Origin of the sequence: Zhongshania sp., from assembly GCF_029212375.1 — a bacterium.
Classification (GTDB): Bacteria; Pseudomonadota; Gammaproteobacteria; order Pseudomonadales; family Spongiibacteraceae; genus Spongiibacter.
In genome coordinates, this window is record NZ_JARGNU010000007.1 from 12,034 (window position 1) to 25,583 (window position 13,550).

The 13,550-nt window shown below is 54.7% G+C and carries 14 protein-coding genes; 9 read left to right on the forward strand and 5 right to left on the reverse strand.

Annotation, left to right across the window (positions count from 1 at the left end; translation table 11 throughout):
* Positions 1 to 35: 35 nt before the first annotated feature.
* From rsmB to def, 3 genes are read right to left on the reverse strand one after another with little or no spacing between them, the layout of a single operon-like run.
* Positions 36 to 1,331, reverse strand: a complete 1,296-nt coding sequence (gene rsmB / locus P1U47_RS08875; RefSeq protein ID WP_301028413.1) for a 16S rRNA (cytosine(967)-C(5))-methyltransferase RsmB — start codon at positions 1,329 to 1,331, stop codon at positions 36 to 38.
* Complete coding sequence (fmt, locus tag P1U47_RS08880; RefSeq protein WP_301028414.1) at positions 1,328 to 2,314, reverse strand: methionyl-tRNA formyltransferase; 987 nt, start codon at positions 2,312 to 2,314, stop codon at positions 1,328 to 1,330. Before fmt ends, rsmB begins: the two co-directional genes overlap by 4 nt.
* A gap of 8 nt (positions 2,315 to 2,322) precedes the next feature.
* Entirely contained in the window at positions 2,323 to 2,829 is a 507-nt protein-coding gene (gene def, locus P1U47_RS08885; protein WP_301028415.1) for a peptide deformylase, read from the reverse strand.
* Between the two features lie 206 nt (positions 2,830 to 3,035).
* Between def and P1U47_RS08890 the strand changes: the two genes are divergently transcribed.
* The 6 genes from P1U47_RS08890 (at position 3,036) to P1U47_RS08915 (ending at position 8,743) form a co-directional block, all read left to right on the forward strand.
* Positions 3,036 to 4,061 (forward strand): LysM peptidoglycan-binding domain-containing protein, encoded by a 1,026-nt coding sequence (locus tag P1U47_RS08890; RefSeq protein WP_301028416.1) that lies wholly within the window; start codon positions 3,036 to 3,038, stop codon positions 4,059 to 4,061.
* A gap of 59 nt (positions 4,062 to 4,120) precedes the next feature.
* The gene (gene dprA / locus P1U47_RS08895; protein WP_301028417.1) at positions 4,121 to 5,221 is read left to right on the forward strand and encodes a DNA-processing protein DprA; all 1,101 of its coding nucleotides are present in this window, start codon (positions 4,121 to 4,123) and stop codon (positions 5,219 to 5,221) included.
* A gap of 114 nt (positions 5,222 to 5,335) precedes the next feature.
* Entirely contained in the window at positions 5,336 to 5,905 is a 570-nt protein-coding gene (locus tag P1U47_RS08900) for a Sua5/YciO/YrdC/YwlC family protein (RefSeq protein ID WP_301028418.1), read from the forward strand.
* 36 nt (positions 5,906 to 5,941) lie between these two features.
* Positions 5,942 to 6,844, forward strand: coding sequence for an oxygen-dependent coproporphyrinogen oxidase (gene hemF / locus P1U47_RS08905; RefSeq protein ID WP_301028419.1), 903 nt, complete (start codon positions 5,942 to 5,944; stop codon positions 6,842 to 6,844).
* Positions 6,845 to 6,906: 62 nt separating this feature from the next.
* Positions 6,907 to 7,740 carry a shikimate dehydrogenase gene (gene aroE, locus P1U47_RS08910; RefSeq protein WP_301028420.1) on the forward strand — a complete coding sequence of 278 codons (834 nt, stop codon included), beginning with the start codon at positions 6,907 to 6,909 and terminating at the stop codon, positions 7,738 to 7,740.
* Positions 7,741 to 7,774: 34 nt separating this feature from the next.
* A complete protein-coding gene (locus tag P1U47_RS08915) occupies positions 7,775 to 8,743 on the forward strand; it encodes a calcium/sodium antiporter (protein WP_301028421.1) in 969 nt (322 codons plus the stop codon).
* 21 nt (positions 8,744 to 8,764) lie between these two features.
* Here the strand turns inward: P1U47_RS08915 and P1U47_RS08920 are convergent, their stop codons facing one another.
* Complete coding sequence (locus P1U47_RS08920; protein ID WP_301028422.1) at positions 8,765 to 9,325, reverse strand: gamma carbonic anhydrase family protein; 561 nt, start codon at positions 9,323 to 9,325, stop codon at positions 8,765 to 8,767.
* A gap of 138 nt (positions 9,326 to 9,463) precedes the next feature.
* Here P1U47_RS08920 and P1U47_RS08925 point away from each other — a divergent pair, with 138 nt between their 5' ends.
* The 3 genes from P1U47_RS08925 to P1U47_RS08935 all read left to right on the forward strand — a co-directional run bounded on the left by P1U47_RS08925 (position 9,464) and on the right by P1U47_RS08935 (position 12,278).
* Positions 9,464 to 11,497, forward strand: a complete 2,034-nt coding sequence (locus tag P1U47_RS08925) for a M3 family metallopeptidase (protein ID WP_301028423.1) — start codon at positions 9,464 to 9,466, stop codon at positions 11,495 to 11,497.
* A gap of 4 nt (positions 11,498 to 11,501) precedes the next feature.
* Complete coding sequence (locus tag P1U47_RS08930; RefSeq protein WP_301028424.1) at positions 11,502 to 11,789, forward strand: YheV family putative zinc ribbon protein; 288 nt, start codon at positions 11,502 to 11,504, stop codon at positions 11,787 to 11,789.
* Positions 11,790 to 11,897: 108 nt separating this feature from the next.
* Positions 11,898 to 12,278 carry an STAS/SEC14 domain-containing protein gene (locus P1U47_RS08935; protein WP_301028425.1) on the forward strand — a complete coding sequence of 127 codons (381 nt, stop codon included), beginning with the start codon at positions 11,898 to 11,900 and terminating at the stop codon, positions 12,276 to 12,278.
* Positions 12,279 to 12,315: 37 nt separating this feature from the next.
* Here P1U47_RS08935 and P1U47_RS08940 read toward each other — a convergent pair whose 3' ends face one another.
* Positions 12,316 to 13,509, reverse strand: coding sequence for a GAK system CofD-like protein (locus P1U47_RS08940; RefSeq protein WP_301028426.1), 1,194 nt, complete (start codon positions 13,507 to 13,509; stop codon positions 12,316 to 12,318).
* Positions 13,510 to 13,550 lie beyond the last annotated feature (41 nt).

The following is a 13,550-nucleotide window of genomic DNA, read 5'->3' on the forward strand; positions in this document are numbered from 1 at the left end:
GTGTGATCTTCTAGTGTGGCACTCAATAGCGCCGTTTACAGTTTTTTCCGCAGCACCGCATAGAAAAAACCGTCGTGACCCTGCTCTTGGGGAAATAACTGCCGACAGCCGTCGCGATTTACGCCCCAATCTGCCGCGATGGGCAGCAGTTCGGCCCCGGCCTGCCTGCTAAGAAACGCGCTAATCTGCGCCTCGTTTTCGGCGGGCAATAATGAACAGGTCGCGTACACAAACACGCCGCCTGGCGCCAAGCACTGCCACAGCTGGTCGAGCAAGCTCGCCTGCAAGCGGCACAGCGGCGCAATATCGCTGACTACTCGGTTGAGCTTAATGTCGGGGTTGCGGCGAATCACGCCGGTTGCCGAACACGGCGCGTCGAGCAATATGCGGTCAAAATGGCGGCCGTCCCACCAGCTGTCGAGGTCGGCGGCATCCGCCGCGACCAAGCTGGCGCTGAGCTGTAGGCGCTGTAAATTATCGCTAATTCGGCTCAGGCGCTGCTCGTCGATGTCGAGCGCGACCAGCTCGGCCAGCGCGGGCTCGGCCTCGAGTATGGCGCCGGTTTTACCGCCCGGCGCGGCGCAGGCATCTAAGACCCGCTGGCCGGCGTGTAAATCCAGCAGCTGAGTACAGAGTTGGGCGGCTTCGTCTTGCACGCTTATATGGCCATCGGCAAAGCCCGGCAGCTTGTCTACCGCGCAGGCTTTGTCGAGGCGAATACCGTAGGGGGCAAATTCGCAGGGGCTGGCGTTCATCTCTTGCTCGGCGAGGCGCTGCAAATAACTATCGCGGTCTTGGTGCAGGCGATTGAGGCGCAGGCAGAACGGTGGATGAGCGTTGCTGGCAGCCATGATGTCGGTCAGCTGGTCGGGCCAAGCTTGGGCAATGGCCTGATAGAGCCAAGCTGGAAACGCCGCTTCGGCAGCGGGCTTTAAATCTTTAAACAGCGAGTCTTGCTCGCGCTGACAGCGCCGCAGTATGGCGTTGGCCATGCCCGCCGCCCATTTTTTACCCAAGCTGCGGCAGCCTTCAACCGCGCTATTAATGGCGGCGTGGGGTGGAATGCGAGTGTAAAAAAGTTGGTAGGCGCCGATTAAAATCAGCATTTTTACATCGCTGTCTTTCGGTTTAAGGCCTTTGCTGAACAGCGGCTTGAGGCCGGCGTCGAGGCGCCAATAATAGCGCAGAGTACCGTAGCACAGCTCTCTGTACAGGGGCCGCTGCGCGGGGTCGAGGTCTTGCTCGCCGCGGGGTAATTGACGAGACAGCGAGCTGCCCTCTTGGGCAATACTGGCGAGGCAGCGCGCTGCAGCGACCCGGGGACATTTCATAAAGAGCCTTGTGCAGAGGCAAACAGGGTGCCGGGGCTAAATTGCTCGGCGCGGGAGTTGAGTACGTCGCGGGCGGCCAATACTTTGCCGCCGGGCATTTGCAGTTCCAAAATACGCAGGCTGTTTTGGCCGCAGGCCACTAAGATGCCGCTTTTGTCGGCGCTAATAATTTCGCCGGCAGCCTGACCATTGCTGGCGCTATTCTCGGGCTGGGCGCGCCAAATTTTTATACGCTCGTCGGGCTTGCTGGTGGCAAAGCGGGTATAGCTGATGGGAAACGGATTAAAGGCGCGAATTTTCCGATCTAGGCTCAGGGCGTCTAACTGCCAGTTAATCTCGGCCTCGGCCTTGCTGATTTTGGCGGCGTAATTACTCAGGCTGTCGTCTTGGATTTCGGCTTGGGCGGTGCCGTTGGCGAGCGCAGCGATGGTGTTGACCAGGGCGGGGCCGCCAATGTTAGCCAGCCGCGCCAGCAGGTCGGCGGCGCTGTCGGCTGGGCCAATCACGCAGCTGACATTGCTGAGCATGGCGCCGGTGTCGAGGCCGGCGTCCATTTGCATAATGGTCACGCCGGTTTCGCTGTCGCCGGTTTCAATGGCGCGCTGAATTGGCGCTGCGCCCCGCCAGCGAGGCAGCAGCGAGCCGTGCACATTAATGCAACCTAGGCGCGGAATATCGAGCACGCTTTGCGGCAGTAGCAGGCCATAGGCGACCACAATCATCAGGTCGGCGCGGTGACTGGCGAGGATCTCGCGGTCGCTGGCATCGCGGAAATTGGCCGGTTGCAATACCGGAATGCCCGCCGCTTCGGCGCAGAGTTTAACCGCGCTGGGCAGGGTCTTTTTGCCTCGGCCAGCGGGCCGGTCGGGCTGGGTGTAAGCGGCGACGATCTGGTGGTGGCCGTCGTTAATGAGTGCCTGCAAGTGATGGGCGGCAAACTCGGGGGTGCCAGCAAAAACCAGCCGTAAAGAGGGCGCGCTCATGTGTAATCCTAGTTGTTTTGCTTATGGAGTTTTTCCATTTTGCTGCGGATGCGATTGCGTTTGAGCGGCGATATATAATCGACAAACAGCTTGCCAAGAAGGTGGTCGTTCTCGTGCTGAATACACACCGCGAGCAGCCCCTCGGGTTGCATTTCAAAGGCGTCGCCGTTGCGGTCGAGGGCCTTGACGCGGATGTGCTGGGGGCGTTCCACGGTTTCATAAAAACCGGGCACCGACAAACAGCCTTCGTCGTATTGAAAGGTGTCTTGATCCAACACGGTAATTTCGGGGTTGATAAACACCAGCGGCTCGCTGTGGTCGTCGCTGGTGTCGATAACCACAATCCGTTCATGCACATTAACCTGACTGGCGGCCAAGCCAATGCCGGGCGCCTCGTACATGGTTTCGAACATATCGTCGATCAAGTTGCGGACACGCTCGTCGACTATTTTTACGGGTTTTGCGATGGTTCGCAGTCTCGGGTCAGGAAACTCGAGAATTTCAAGTACAGCCATAACAGTTTGTGACCATTTTTCGTGTAAGTTGTGTAAGTATTGCTAAGATGATACTTGTGTGGGCATAACAAGCCACAATTCCTCTACAAATCATTCGCCTGTTGCAGAGTATCCTCTATATTATACAGCGAGCGTTTAAGAAATGCCTGATTCTTGCGATATTGCGGGTAGTTGGCGACCAGATCAGAGTGCTATAGGAAGCGATTATGAAGAACACGGTAATGGGAGTATGTCTTGGCTTGCTGATGGCGTTTGCTCAGGCTGGGGACGTACTTTCTTTGAAAGCTGGGCATCCACAAACCTATGTGGTCGTTAAGGGCGATACCCTGTGGGACATTTCGGCGATGTTTCTAAATGACCCTTGGTATTGGCCCGAGCTTTGGCACTATAACCCGCAGGTCAAAAATCCGCACCTTATCTACCCTGGCGATGTATTAAAGCTGATGTGGATCGACGGTAAACCCGTGCTGGTGCGCAATCCTGGTCCAGACGACGGCATCGTTAAACTCACCCCGCAGATGCGCATTTCTGACGTGAAGGACGCCATACCGGCGATACCGCTAGATGTGATTGCGCCCTTTCTCACTCGCAGCCGTGTGGTAAGTGACGAAGAACTGGCGGCAGCACCCTATGTGCTAGCCGGTAAGCGCGGCAATATTGTGGCGGGTGCCGGCGATCAAGTGCTGGGCCGCGGTGATTTTAGCGCCGAGGAAACCTTTGGTATTTACCGCCGCGGCCAGGTCTATATCGACCCAACTAGCGGCGAAGTGCTGGGTGTTGAAGCCACCGATATTGGCACGGCAAACCTTCTTGCTACCGAAAAAGACGTGGCCACCCTCACCTTAAATCGCAGCACCCAAGAAATCCGCCGCGCCGACCGTTTTCTGCCCCTTGAAATTCGTCAGTTGCACGCGCGTTTTGAACCCAAGGCCCCAGTCGACAATACCAATGGCTTTATTATTGCGGTTGAAGGCGGTTTGACCCAAATCGGCAGCATGGACGTGGTGACCTTGAACCTTGGTGAGCGCAATCAAGTTGTGCCCGGCGATGTAATGGCAATTTACACAACTGGCGTGGTGGTAACTGATCCGGTGACCAACGAGCGTGTAAAAACGCCAGATGTTCGCTCGGGATTGCTGATGGTGTTCCGAAGCTTTGACAAGGTGAGTTATGGCTTGGTGTTAAAAGCGGAAGAGCCGTTAAAAGTGGGCGACAAGGTAAAAAATCCCTAAGGAATCAATTTTCGGGGTCAGCAGTGCTGGCCCGCCCTACAGATCGCAAGGATGCGGATGTGGAAAATATTGCTTATCTGTGGCTGCTAGCCCAGCAGACTTTAGCGCTGCCGCCAGCGGGATTCCGTAAATTAATTGAGCGTATAGAGGATCCTCGCCAGCTCTTGCACTTGCCGCCCGAACAATGGGCGGCGCTGGCCCTGAGTACACAACACCGCCAAGCCCTAGACCGCGCACTGTCGCGGCACCATCCCGACGAAATCATTGCCGAAAGCTTGCACCAGGCCAATGCCGACCTATTGTGCTGGCATGACGCCGATTACCCCGCGCTATTAAAAGAGATCTACGACGCCCCGCCTCTGCTCTATTATCGCGGCCGCCGCGAATTGCTCGGCGGCGCGCTATTTGCGGTGGTGGGCAGTCGTCGCCCCAGTCGCATTGGCCACGGCGATGCCCACGCTTTTGGCAAAGCCTTGAGTAATACGGGGCTGACGGTGGTGAGCGGCATGGCGCTGGGGGTAGACGGCGCCGCCCATCTTGGCGCGCTAAGTGGCGCGTCATCGACGATTGCGGTGCTGGGTACCGGCGTTGATCGCTGCTACCCGCGGGGTAATGCTGCGCTGTATGAACGCATTGCCGCCGAGGGCTTGCTGCTCAGTGAATTTCCCTTAGGAAGCCCGCCGTTGCGCCACCAGTTTCCGCGCCGCAATCGGCTTATTAGCGGCATGAGTTTGGGGGTGCTGGTGGTTGAAGCAGCGGTGCGCAGTGGCTCGTTAATTACCGCCCAGCAGGCGCTGGAACAAAATCGCGAGGTCTTTGCGATTCCCGGTTCTATTCACAACCCCGCTAGCCGCGGCTGTAATCGTCTTATTAAACAGGGGGCGAAACTGGTTGAAAGCCTTGATGATATTTTGGAAGAATACAGCGCGTGGTTAGTGCACACTCAGGCCGAGGCGTTGTCTGGCGTTGAGGCAAGGTCTCTGCCGGGGGCCAATTCCAACTCTCCCGTGTATCAAGCCTTGGGTTTTGAGCCGGTTGCCGCCGACCTGCTCGCCCAGCATCTTGGTCTGGCTATTGCTGAGCTATTGAGCTTGCTTAGTGAACTCGAAGTTGAGGGCTGGGTTGAGCAAAACCAAGGTGGCTGGCAACGCTGTCGCTAGGTGCTGCGCCGCGTTTAGGATCAATTTTCGACTTGTTTTGCCGCAAAAGCCTGTATACTTTGGCCGCATTCAATTGCCGTTATTTATACTCGCCGTCCTCATTGCGGATTAATCATGATACCTCTGCCCGCCCAATATCGTTTGCGCCGCGCTGCCGCTTTGCTGCGCGCCGGCAAAGTGATTACTCACCCCACCGAAGCGGTGTGGGGCTTGGCCTGCGTGCCTTGGAGCCGCCCTGCGGTGACACGTATACTGCAATTAAAACAGCGTGATCCGGCCAAGGGCTTAGTGCTGGTTGCAGACCATGTTTCTCGGTTTCAGGGCGTAATGCCCCTGCTGCCAGACGATGTACAAGAATTATTAATGGCTAGCTGGCCCGGACCCAATACCTGGGTGGTGCCCGATACTGGCTGGGCGCCAGAGTGGATCCGCGGCAGCCATCAGAGTGTTGCCATTCGGGTGAGTAATCACCCGCTCACCGTGGCGCTCTGTCAGGCGGCCAATACCTGTTTGGTGTCTACCTCGGCCAATCCCGCGGGCATGGCGCCAGCGCGCAGCCAAGTCGAGGCCCAGCGCTATTTTCGTTCAGCAGTAGATTATTATTTGCCCGGTTGCACCGGCGGCCTCGCCCAGCCCACCGCTATTCGCGACGCGCTAACGGGGCAGGTTTTTCGTGGCGCCTGACAATATGGCGACCGTCAGGGTCGTTGGGGAGAAGTAATGCAACAAATAGATATTGAAGCAGTAAAGCAGTTTTTCTTGGCTTTGCAAGACCGCATCTGTGCGCAGTTAAGCGCCTTAGACAGCGATGCCGATTTTGTAGAAGACGATTGGGGTCGCGGCCGCAGCCGAGTGATTACTAACGGTGCGGTGTTTGAAAAAGGCGGCGTGAATTTCTCCCATGTGCAGGGTGACGCCATGCCTGGCAGCGCTAGCGCCCATCGCCCAGAGCTGGCGGGCCGCAGCTATCAGGCCATGGGCGTGTCCTTGGTGATGCACCCACTTAATCCCCATGTGCCAACCAGTCATGCCAATGTTCGCTTCTTTATTGCCGAAAAACCTGGCGAAGAGCCAGTGTGGTGGTTTGGCGGGGGCTTTGACTTAACACCTTACTACGGGGTTGAGGACGATTGCCGCCATTGGCACCAAACGGCGTTAAACGCCTGCGCACCCTTTGGCGACGATGTGTACCCGCGCTATAAAAAGTGGTGCGACGAGTATTTTTATATGCCCCACCGCCAAGAAGCGCGGGGCGTGGGTGGTCTGTTCTTTGACGACCTAAACGAAGGTGGCTTTCAGCGCTGCTTTGACTTTATGCAGGCGATAGGCAATGCCTACACCGCAGCTTATGTGCCCATTGTTGAGCGCCGCAAAGACACGCCTTGGGGCGAGCGCGAGCGCGACTTTCAGCTGTACCGGCGCGGTCGCTACGTTGAGTTTAATCTGGTGTGTGATCGCGGCACCTTGTTTGGTTTGCAAAGTGGCGGCCGCACCGAATCAATTTTGATGTCGCTGCCGCCCTTGGTGAGATGGGAGTATAATTGGCAGCCCGAAGACAATAGCGCCGAAGCAGCGCTCGCGTCGCAGTTTTTGCCAGTTCGAGATTGGCTGGCTCCACAGTAGTGGTATTTGGCAGTTTAACGGTCAGAGTCCGAAGCCAAAAATAAAAGGCAGTACCCTTTGTTATGGAAAAAATAGATCATTACGCAGTGTACGGAAACCCGGTTAAGCACAGCAAATCGCCGCAAATTCACGCGGCTTTTGCCGAGCAAACCGGCCAGCAGTTGCACTATCGCGCCCACAAAGTAGAGCTTGGTCGCTTTGCCGAGGTGGCGGCTCAGTTTTTTGAGCATGGCGGCAAGGGCTTAAATATCACCGTGCCTTTCAAACTCGATGCCTTTGAATTTGCCGACCAACTCAGTGGCCGCGCCCGCCGTGCGGGCGCGGTAAATACCCTTGCTATTCAAGATGATGGCACCATCTATGGCGACAATACCGACGGTGTGGGCTTGGTACGGGATATTCACGACAATTTAGGTTGGGACATACAGGGCCGGCGCATTCTGGTGTTGGGCGCGGGTGGCGCGGTGCGCGGCATTCTTGGGCCACTATTAAAGCAAGGCCCAAGTCATGTATTAATTGCTAATCGCACCGAAGAAAAAGCCCAGAAATTGGCTGAGCAATTTCAGAAGTTGGGTAACGTTGCCGGTGGCAGTTACGCCGGTTTGGCGGCTGGGCAGTTCGATTTGATCATCAATGGCACCAGCGCCAGTATGAGCGGTGACCTGCCGCCGTTGCCCTCGCATATTTTGAGCAACGATGGCTGTGCCTACGACATGATGTATGGCGCCGAGCCAACACCCTTTATGCGTTGGGCGGCGGGTGAAGCGGCATGGGCAGTTTCCGATGGTTTGGGGATGTTGGTTGAGCAAGCTGCCGAGTCCTTTTGTATTTGGCGCGGTGTGCGGCCAGACACCAAACCCGTTATTGAATTAATTCGCCACTCCCTGTCAGCTTAACCAATACAACGATATACATTCTGGAAATATTGCTATGTTAGTTACTGTAGTCGCCCTGATTGTTGGGCTGGTTTTACTGGTGTGGAGTGCTGATCGCTTTGTTATAGGCGCTTCAGCAACCGCCAATATTCTTGGTATATCGCCGCTGGTGATTGGTATTTTGGTAGTGGGTATTGGCACCTCGGCGCCGGAAATGTTGGTGTCGGCAATTGCCTCTAGCGACGGCCAAGCCGGTTTGGCAGTGGGTAATGCACTGGGCTCCAATATCACCAACATCGCCTTAATTTTGGGTTTTACCGCCCTGCTTATCCCCCTGAATGTGCAGTCTAAGCTGGTTAGCAGAGAAATCCCGCTGCTGATTATGGTCATGTTAGTAGGCTATTTTTTACTGCGTGACGGCGATCTTGGTGTGATGGACGGCAGTATTTTGCTGTTTGGTTTTGCGGCCGTGGTATTGCGCCAATTGTGGGAAGCTAAACATAGCAGTGGCGACAGTATTGAAGCCGAATTTGCAGCCGAGATACCCAAAGACATGGGCATTAAGGCGGCCTTGGGCTGGCTATTACTTGGTTTAATACTGTTGATTGGCTCGGCGCGCTTATTGGTGTGGTCGGCGGTGGATATTGCGCATTTCTTTGGGCTTAGTGATCTTATTATTGGCCTGACCGTGGTGGCAGTTGGCACCAGTCTGCCTGAACTCGCGGCCTCGGTGGCGGCGGCGCGCAAAAATGAGCACGATATTGCCATTGGCAATGTGGTTGGCTCCAATTTGTTTAATTTATTAGGGGTAATGGCGATACCAGGCGTATTAGCGCCAGGCCCCGTAGACGCGGCGGTAATTAGCCGCGACTACCCCGTAATGCTCTTGTTAACGGGCATTTTCTTTTTAGTAGCCAGAGGCCCGAGCGGTGCGCGGCGCATATCGCGGTTAGAAGGCGGTGGCCTGCTGTGTATCTACGTTGCTTATATAAGCTATCTGATTTACGACGCAGGGGTGTTTTAACACCCCTCACTCGCTTAAGTTTTAGTCGCGGTTCAGTTCCGCAATGTGGCGGTCTTTGAGCTTGGCGTAATTGTTGGCGCTATAGCTAAAGTACTTAAAATCGCCCTCGCTGAGTTCGCGCACCGGCTTGGCGGGGCTGCCCACATAGAGCCAGCCGCTGGTGAGGCGTTTGCCCGGTGGCACTAGCGAGTTGGCGCCAAGCACCACGTTGTCTTCAATTACCGCGCCGTCCATCACAATACTGCCCATACCAATCAACACCCGATTGCCTATTGTGCAGCCGTGCAGTGTCACGCTGTGGGCTACCGTTACCTCATCGCCAATGGTTAGCGGGTAACCCTCTGGGTTATAGGGGCCAGCGTGGGTAATATGTAAAATGCTATTGTCTTGGATACTGCTGCGCGCGCCAATGCGAATGCGGTGCATGTCGCCGCGTACTGTAGTATTGGGCCAAACCGAGCTGTCGGCGCCAATTTCTACATCACCGATTACGACTGCGCTGGGGTCAATAAAAACCCCATCGGCAAGCTTGGGCTGGTGTTCTTCAAAGCGGCGCACATAATTTTGGGCCTTGTAAGTCATCAATTTGTCTCCATCTCTAACCTAGGGTTTCTGTGCCGTCCGTTATTCGCGGTATCGGCTTAAATACAGGCGCTAAGCGGCCAGTGGATTTGTTACACTGGGTGCATTCACTGCCATTATTACAGGGTTTCAGTTGTTATGACTGCCAATAGTTTACCGTTGTTTTCGAGTCTCGACCCCCAGCAATTAGCCGCCGGCTGCGAGCAGCTATTAAATACCTCGCGCCAAGCCGTGGCAGCGGTGGTCGCCTGCGAGGCGGCACCTAGCTGGCAAAATTTAATGGCGCCGCTGGAAGAGGTAGACGATAAAATTGGCCGTTTCTGGGCGCCGCTCAGCCACTGCCACAGCGTGCTAAGTGGCGATGCTTGGCGCAGTGCTTACAGCGCCTGCCTACCCCTACTCACCGCGTATAACAGCGAAATGGGCCAAAACCGGCCCTTGTTTGAGCGGGTTAAAGCACTGGCAGAAAGCGCCGAGTTTGCCGGTTTGAGTGGCCCTCGTCAGCAGGCGATCCGCCATATGCTCCGCGACTTTACCCTGTCGGGGGTGGCGCTAGAGGGCGACGACGCCACGCGTTTTTCGGCTATTGCCCAGCGCCTCAGCGAGCTGTCTACCGCGTTTTCAAACAATGTGCTGGACGCTACCGACGGCTGGGAAAAGCTGATCGAATCGGCAGACGACTTAGCCGGCGTGCCGACAACAGTGCTGGATAATCTGCGCGAAGCGGCAACGGCTAAAGGCTTTAGCGGCTACCGTTTAAGCTTAGACATTCCCAGCTACTTACCCATTATGCAGTACGCCGACAAGCGCGAGCTGCGCGAAGAATTGTATAAGGCCTACGTTACCCGCGCCTCAGCACTTGGCCCCCAAGCGGGCAAGTGGGATAACGGCCCGCTGATGTTAGAGATTTTGCAGCTGCGCCAAGAGCAGGCGAAATTACTGGGCTTCGACAACTACGCGGCCTATTCGCTGGCCAGCAAAATGGCTGAGTCCAACGCCCAAGTAATTGCGTTTCTTGAAGAGCTAGCGGTTGCCAGCAAGCCCATGGCCGAGCGTGAATACGCCGAGCTAAAAGCCTTTGCTGCCGACCGTGGCGTTGACGATATGCAAGCTTGGGATGTGCCGTATTTTAGTGAGAAATTAAAAGAAGCCTCGTTTGCGATCTCCCAAGAAGATTTACGCCCTTATTTCCCCGCCGAGAAAGTCATTAGCGGTCTCTTCAAAATCACCGGCCAGTTATTTGATATCGACATCGCCGCGGTAGCGGATGTCGACCTTTGGCACGAAGACGGTAAGTGCTATCGCATCTCGCGCGGCGGCGAGGTGCTGGCGCATTTCTATTTAGACTTATACGCCCGCAACAATAAGCGTGGCGGCGCGTGGATGGCCAATGCGCGGGGGCGTCGCAGCCTAGACGACGGCACCGTGCAACAGCCAGTGGCGTTTTTGGTGTGCAATTTTTCACCGCCAACCAGCGAGCGTCCGTCCTTGCTTACCCATAATGAAGTGACCACCCTCTTTCACGAATTTGGTCACGGCCTGCACCATATGCTCACCCAAATCGACTGCCTCAGCGTGTCGGGTATTAGCGGCGTGGCCTGGGACGCGGTGGAGCTGCCCAGTCAGTTCCTAGAAAACTGGTGCTGGGAAAAATCGGTGATTCCCGATATCTCCGCCCACTACCAGAGCGGCGAAGCGCTGCCCGTTGATATGCTCGACAAGCTGCTCGCCGCCAAAAATTTCCAGTCGGGCATGCAAATGCTGCGGCAGATCGAATTCTCATTATTTGATTTTAGCCTGCATATGCAGGCTGAGATTGGCAGCGAAGCCGAAGTGGATGCTGTGCTCAACGGTATTCGCAAGCAAGTTGCCGTGAGTCAGCCTCCAGAATTTAACCGTTTTCAAAACAGCTTCTCGCACATTTTTGCGGGCGGCTACGCGGCGGGCTACTACAGTTATAAATGGGCAGAAGTCTTGTCTGCCGATGCGTTTTCGCTGTTTGAAGAGCAGGGCGTGATGAACCCAAAGGTTGGCGAAAAATTCCGCCGAGAAATACTCGAGCGCGGTGGCTCCGAAGAGGCCGCTGTGCTGTTTAAAAACTTCCGCGGTCGGGCGCCGGCCAACGACGCCCTGCTGCGTCACGCCGGCATTACTGCCGGTAAAGGAGCTTAAGCGAATGGCTACTGTATTTAATCAACGCCGGTTTATCGCCGGCGCAGTGTGCCCAAAATGCGCTGAAATGGATAAAACCGTGATGTACCGCATTTCGGATCTTGAGCAAATTCGCGAGTGCGTGCGCTGCGGTTTTAAAGAATCGATTCGCGATGACACCGGCAAAATCGAAGAACCAGCCACCCGCGTGAACACCCCGCGACTGGGTGAGCAGGCGCTGGCCCACGAAGATGAAATACACGTGGTTTCGCTTATCGACCCCCGCGAAGGCAAAGTTCGCAAGGATCATTAATCGTCCTAGCGCACAGTGCAGGGATAAGCGGTAAAAATTACATGTTAGGGAACGCATTTCCCAGCAGCAAGCCTATACTTGCAGTACTGAATTTATGGAGGAATAAAAATGCTGGAGTTGTTACCCCTTCCCTTCGCCCATATTGTGGGTGTCAGGGTATCCGGCAAGGTCAATCACACCGATATCGAAATCATTTTAGCGGAGGTTGAGCGCAAGCTTGCCAGCGAAGCGTATTTGGGTGTGCTTATCGAACTTGAACATTTCGACGGCTTCACGATACGGGGCTTGGTTAAAGAATTTAAATTCTTGAGCAAGTATATAAATCGTCTTACCCGCACTGCCATAGTTGGCGAGCCGCGCTGGTTTAATCGCGGCACCGAGCTTATTAAGCGGGTATACCCAAACATTGAGATTGAACACTTCATTCCGCTGCAAAAAGACGAAGCACTTCTCTGGGTGAGTGAGCGAGACGCGGGCACTTTTGGTTGATGCTCCGCGCTTAACGAGTCGCGGCGCATTTGCGGCGTTACGTTAATGACAATAGCGCTGATACCAGCAATTGACTGTCGTAGTATGGCGCGCTGTGTTTGCTAACTAGTTTAATGTCGATAAGCTCGATGTTGTTCGCCTGTAAAAATGCTTTAGATAATTCGCCAGAGTAGTCGCCATTCTTGCTGTCGATAATGACAAAATCCAGCAAGCGGCCTTCGATTTCCCTCCTTTCAAAATCACTGCGAAGTTGATCTAGTAAGCCAGTGACCATGTCTTCTAAGCTCATGCCGATCTGCTCTGGGTCAAAACCTAAATTGGGAATATACACTTTAGGGCAGTCGTTGGCGGCCACTGCGCGGCCTATCCCCTTGGGCATTAAATTTGCGATTAAGCTCGAGTAGTAGCTGCCTGGCGGAAAACAGATTAGCTCAGCGGTCGCGATTAGCTTGCGGTTTTTTTTGCGTAAACTTGGGCTGACTGCTTGCCGCAGATCGCGGCTGCTAGAGAGAAACAGGGTTTCAATCGCCGAATTTAGCGGCGGCTGCTCTTTGCCGCTTAAACGGTGTTGACCAATAATTTCTGTGCCATCACGCAGCACCGCGCCGAGATGCAAATTATCATTCACCACGGCCCGAACAGTACCTAGCACATTGACCAACTTAGAAAACAAAAAAATGATGGGATCTAAATGCTGCTGATTATTTAAGTAGCCGCCGGCTAAAATGAGATTGCCAATGCTGGCGCCACGCAGGTCGAAATCATCTGGCATTGCATCGCAAAAAAATTGCAGATAATTGCAAATAAGCTGACGCATGGGATTATTAATGTCCACAATTTGTGGCGCCAGGCCCTGCGCAAGCTGATGTAATTCTAGCTGTAATGCTTTATTGCTGGCGCTTACGGAAAGCCGATAGTTAAATAAAGTGTAAATCTCGGGATGACCCAGCACCGACTCATCTGCCAAGGCCATTAAGCGGCTGCGTAAATCACCAATTGCCGGCATAGCAAAGGCCAGCCTTAGCTTGGCAGAGCTGCCGCCGGAGTCAAAGGGTGTGACTAAGTGAATTGAGTTGTGGGTGTAATTCTTCAATTCGCGGCATAGGCCATTCAGCGCAGAACCGCCACTAAAAAACAGCAGTTTTGGTCCAAGCTCCGGCATCTTATAGTAGCGACTAATCCGCAATAAATCGGGAATAGCGACGCTCCTCGTCACTTTTATGTTTGGCATGAAGTAAAGCCTGTTTACACTAATTGGATTGCGCCTGTTGT

Coding starts and splice junctions, on each gene's coding strand:
- rsmB (WP_301028413.1), bottom strand. CDS start 1,331: ATGAAATGTCCCCGGGTCGCTGCAGCGCGCTGCCTCGCCAGTATTGCC.
- fmt (WP_301028414.1), bottom strand. CDS start 2,314: ATGAGCGCGCCCTCTTTACGGCTGGTTTTTGCTGGCACCCCCGAGTTT.
- def (WP_301028415.1), bottom strand. CDS start 2,829: ATGGCTGTACTTGAAATTCTCGAGTTTCCTGACCCGAGACTGCGAACC.
- P1U47_RS08890 (WP_301028416.1), top strand. CDS start 3,036: ATGAAGAACACGGTAATGGGAGTATGTCTTGGCTTGCTGATGGCGTTT.
- P1U47_RS08900 (WP_301028418.1), top strand. CDS start 5,336: ATGATACCTCTGCCCGCCCAATATCGTTTGCGCCGCGCTGCCGCTTTG.
- hemF (WP_301028419.1), top strand. CDS start 5,942: ATGCAACAAATAGATATTGAAGCAGTAAAGCAGTTTTTCTTGGCTTTG.
- aroE (WP_301028420.1), top strand. CDS start 6,907: ATGGAAAAAATAGATCATTACGCAGTGTACGGAAACCCGGTTAAGCAC.
- P1U47_RS08915 (WP_301028421.1), top strand. CDS start 7,775: ATGTTAGTTACTGTAGTCGCCCTGATTGTTGGGCTGGTTTTACTGGTG.
- P1U47_RS08920 (WP_301028422.1), bottom strand. CDS start 9,325: ATGACTTACAAGGCCCAAAATTATGTGCGCCGCTTTGAAGAACACCAG.
- P1U47_RS08925 (WP_301028423.1), top strand. CDS start 9,464: ATGACTGCCAATAGTTTACCGTTGTTTTCGAGTCTCGACCCCCAGCAA.
- P1U47_RS08930 (WP_301028424.1), top strand. CDS start 11,502: ATGGCTACTGTATTTAATCAACGCCGGTTTATCGCCGGCGCAGTGTGC.
- P1U47_RS08935 (WP_301028425.1), top strand. CDS start 11,898: ATGCTGGAGTTGTTACCCCTTCCCTTCGCCCATATTGTGGGTGTCAGG.
- P1U47_RS08940 (WP_301028426.1), bottom strand. CDS start 13,509: ATGCCAAACATAAAAGTGACGAGGAGCGTCGCTATTCCCGATTTATTG.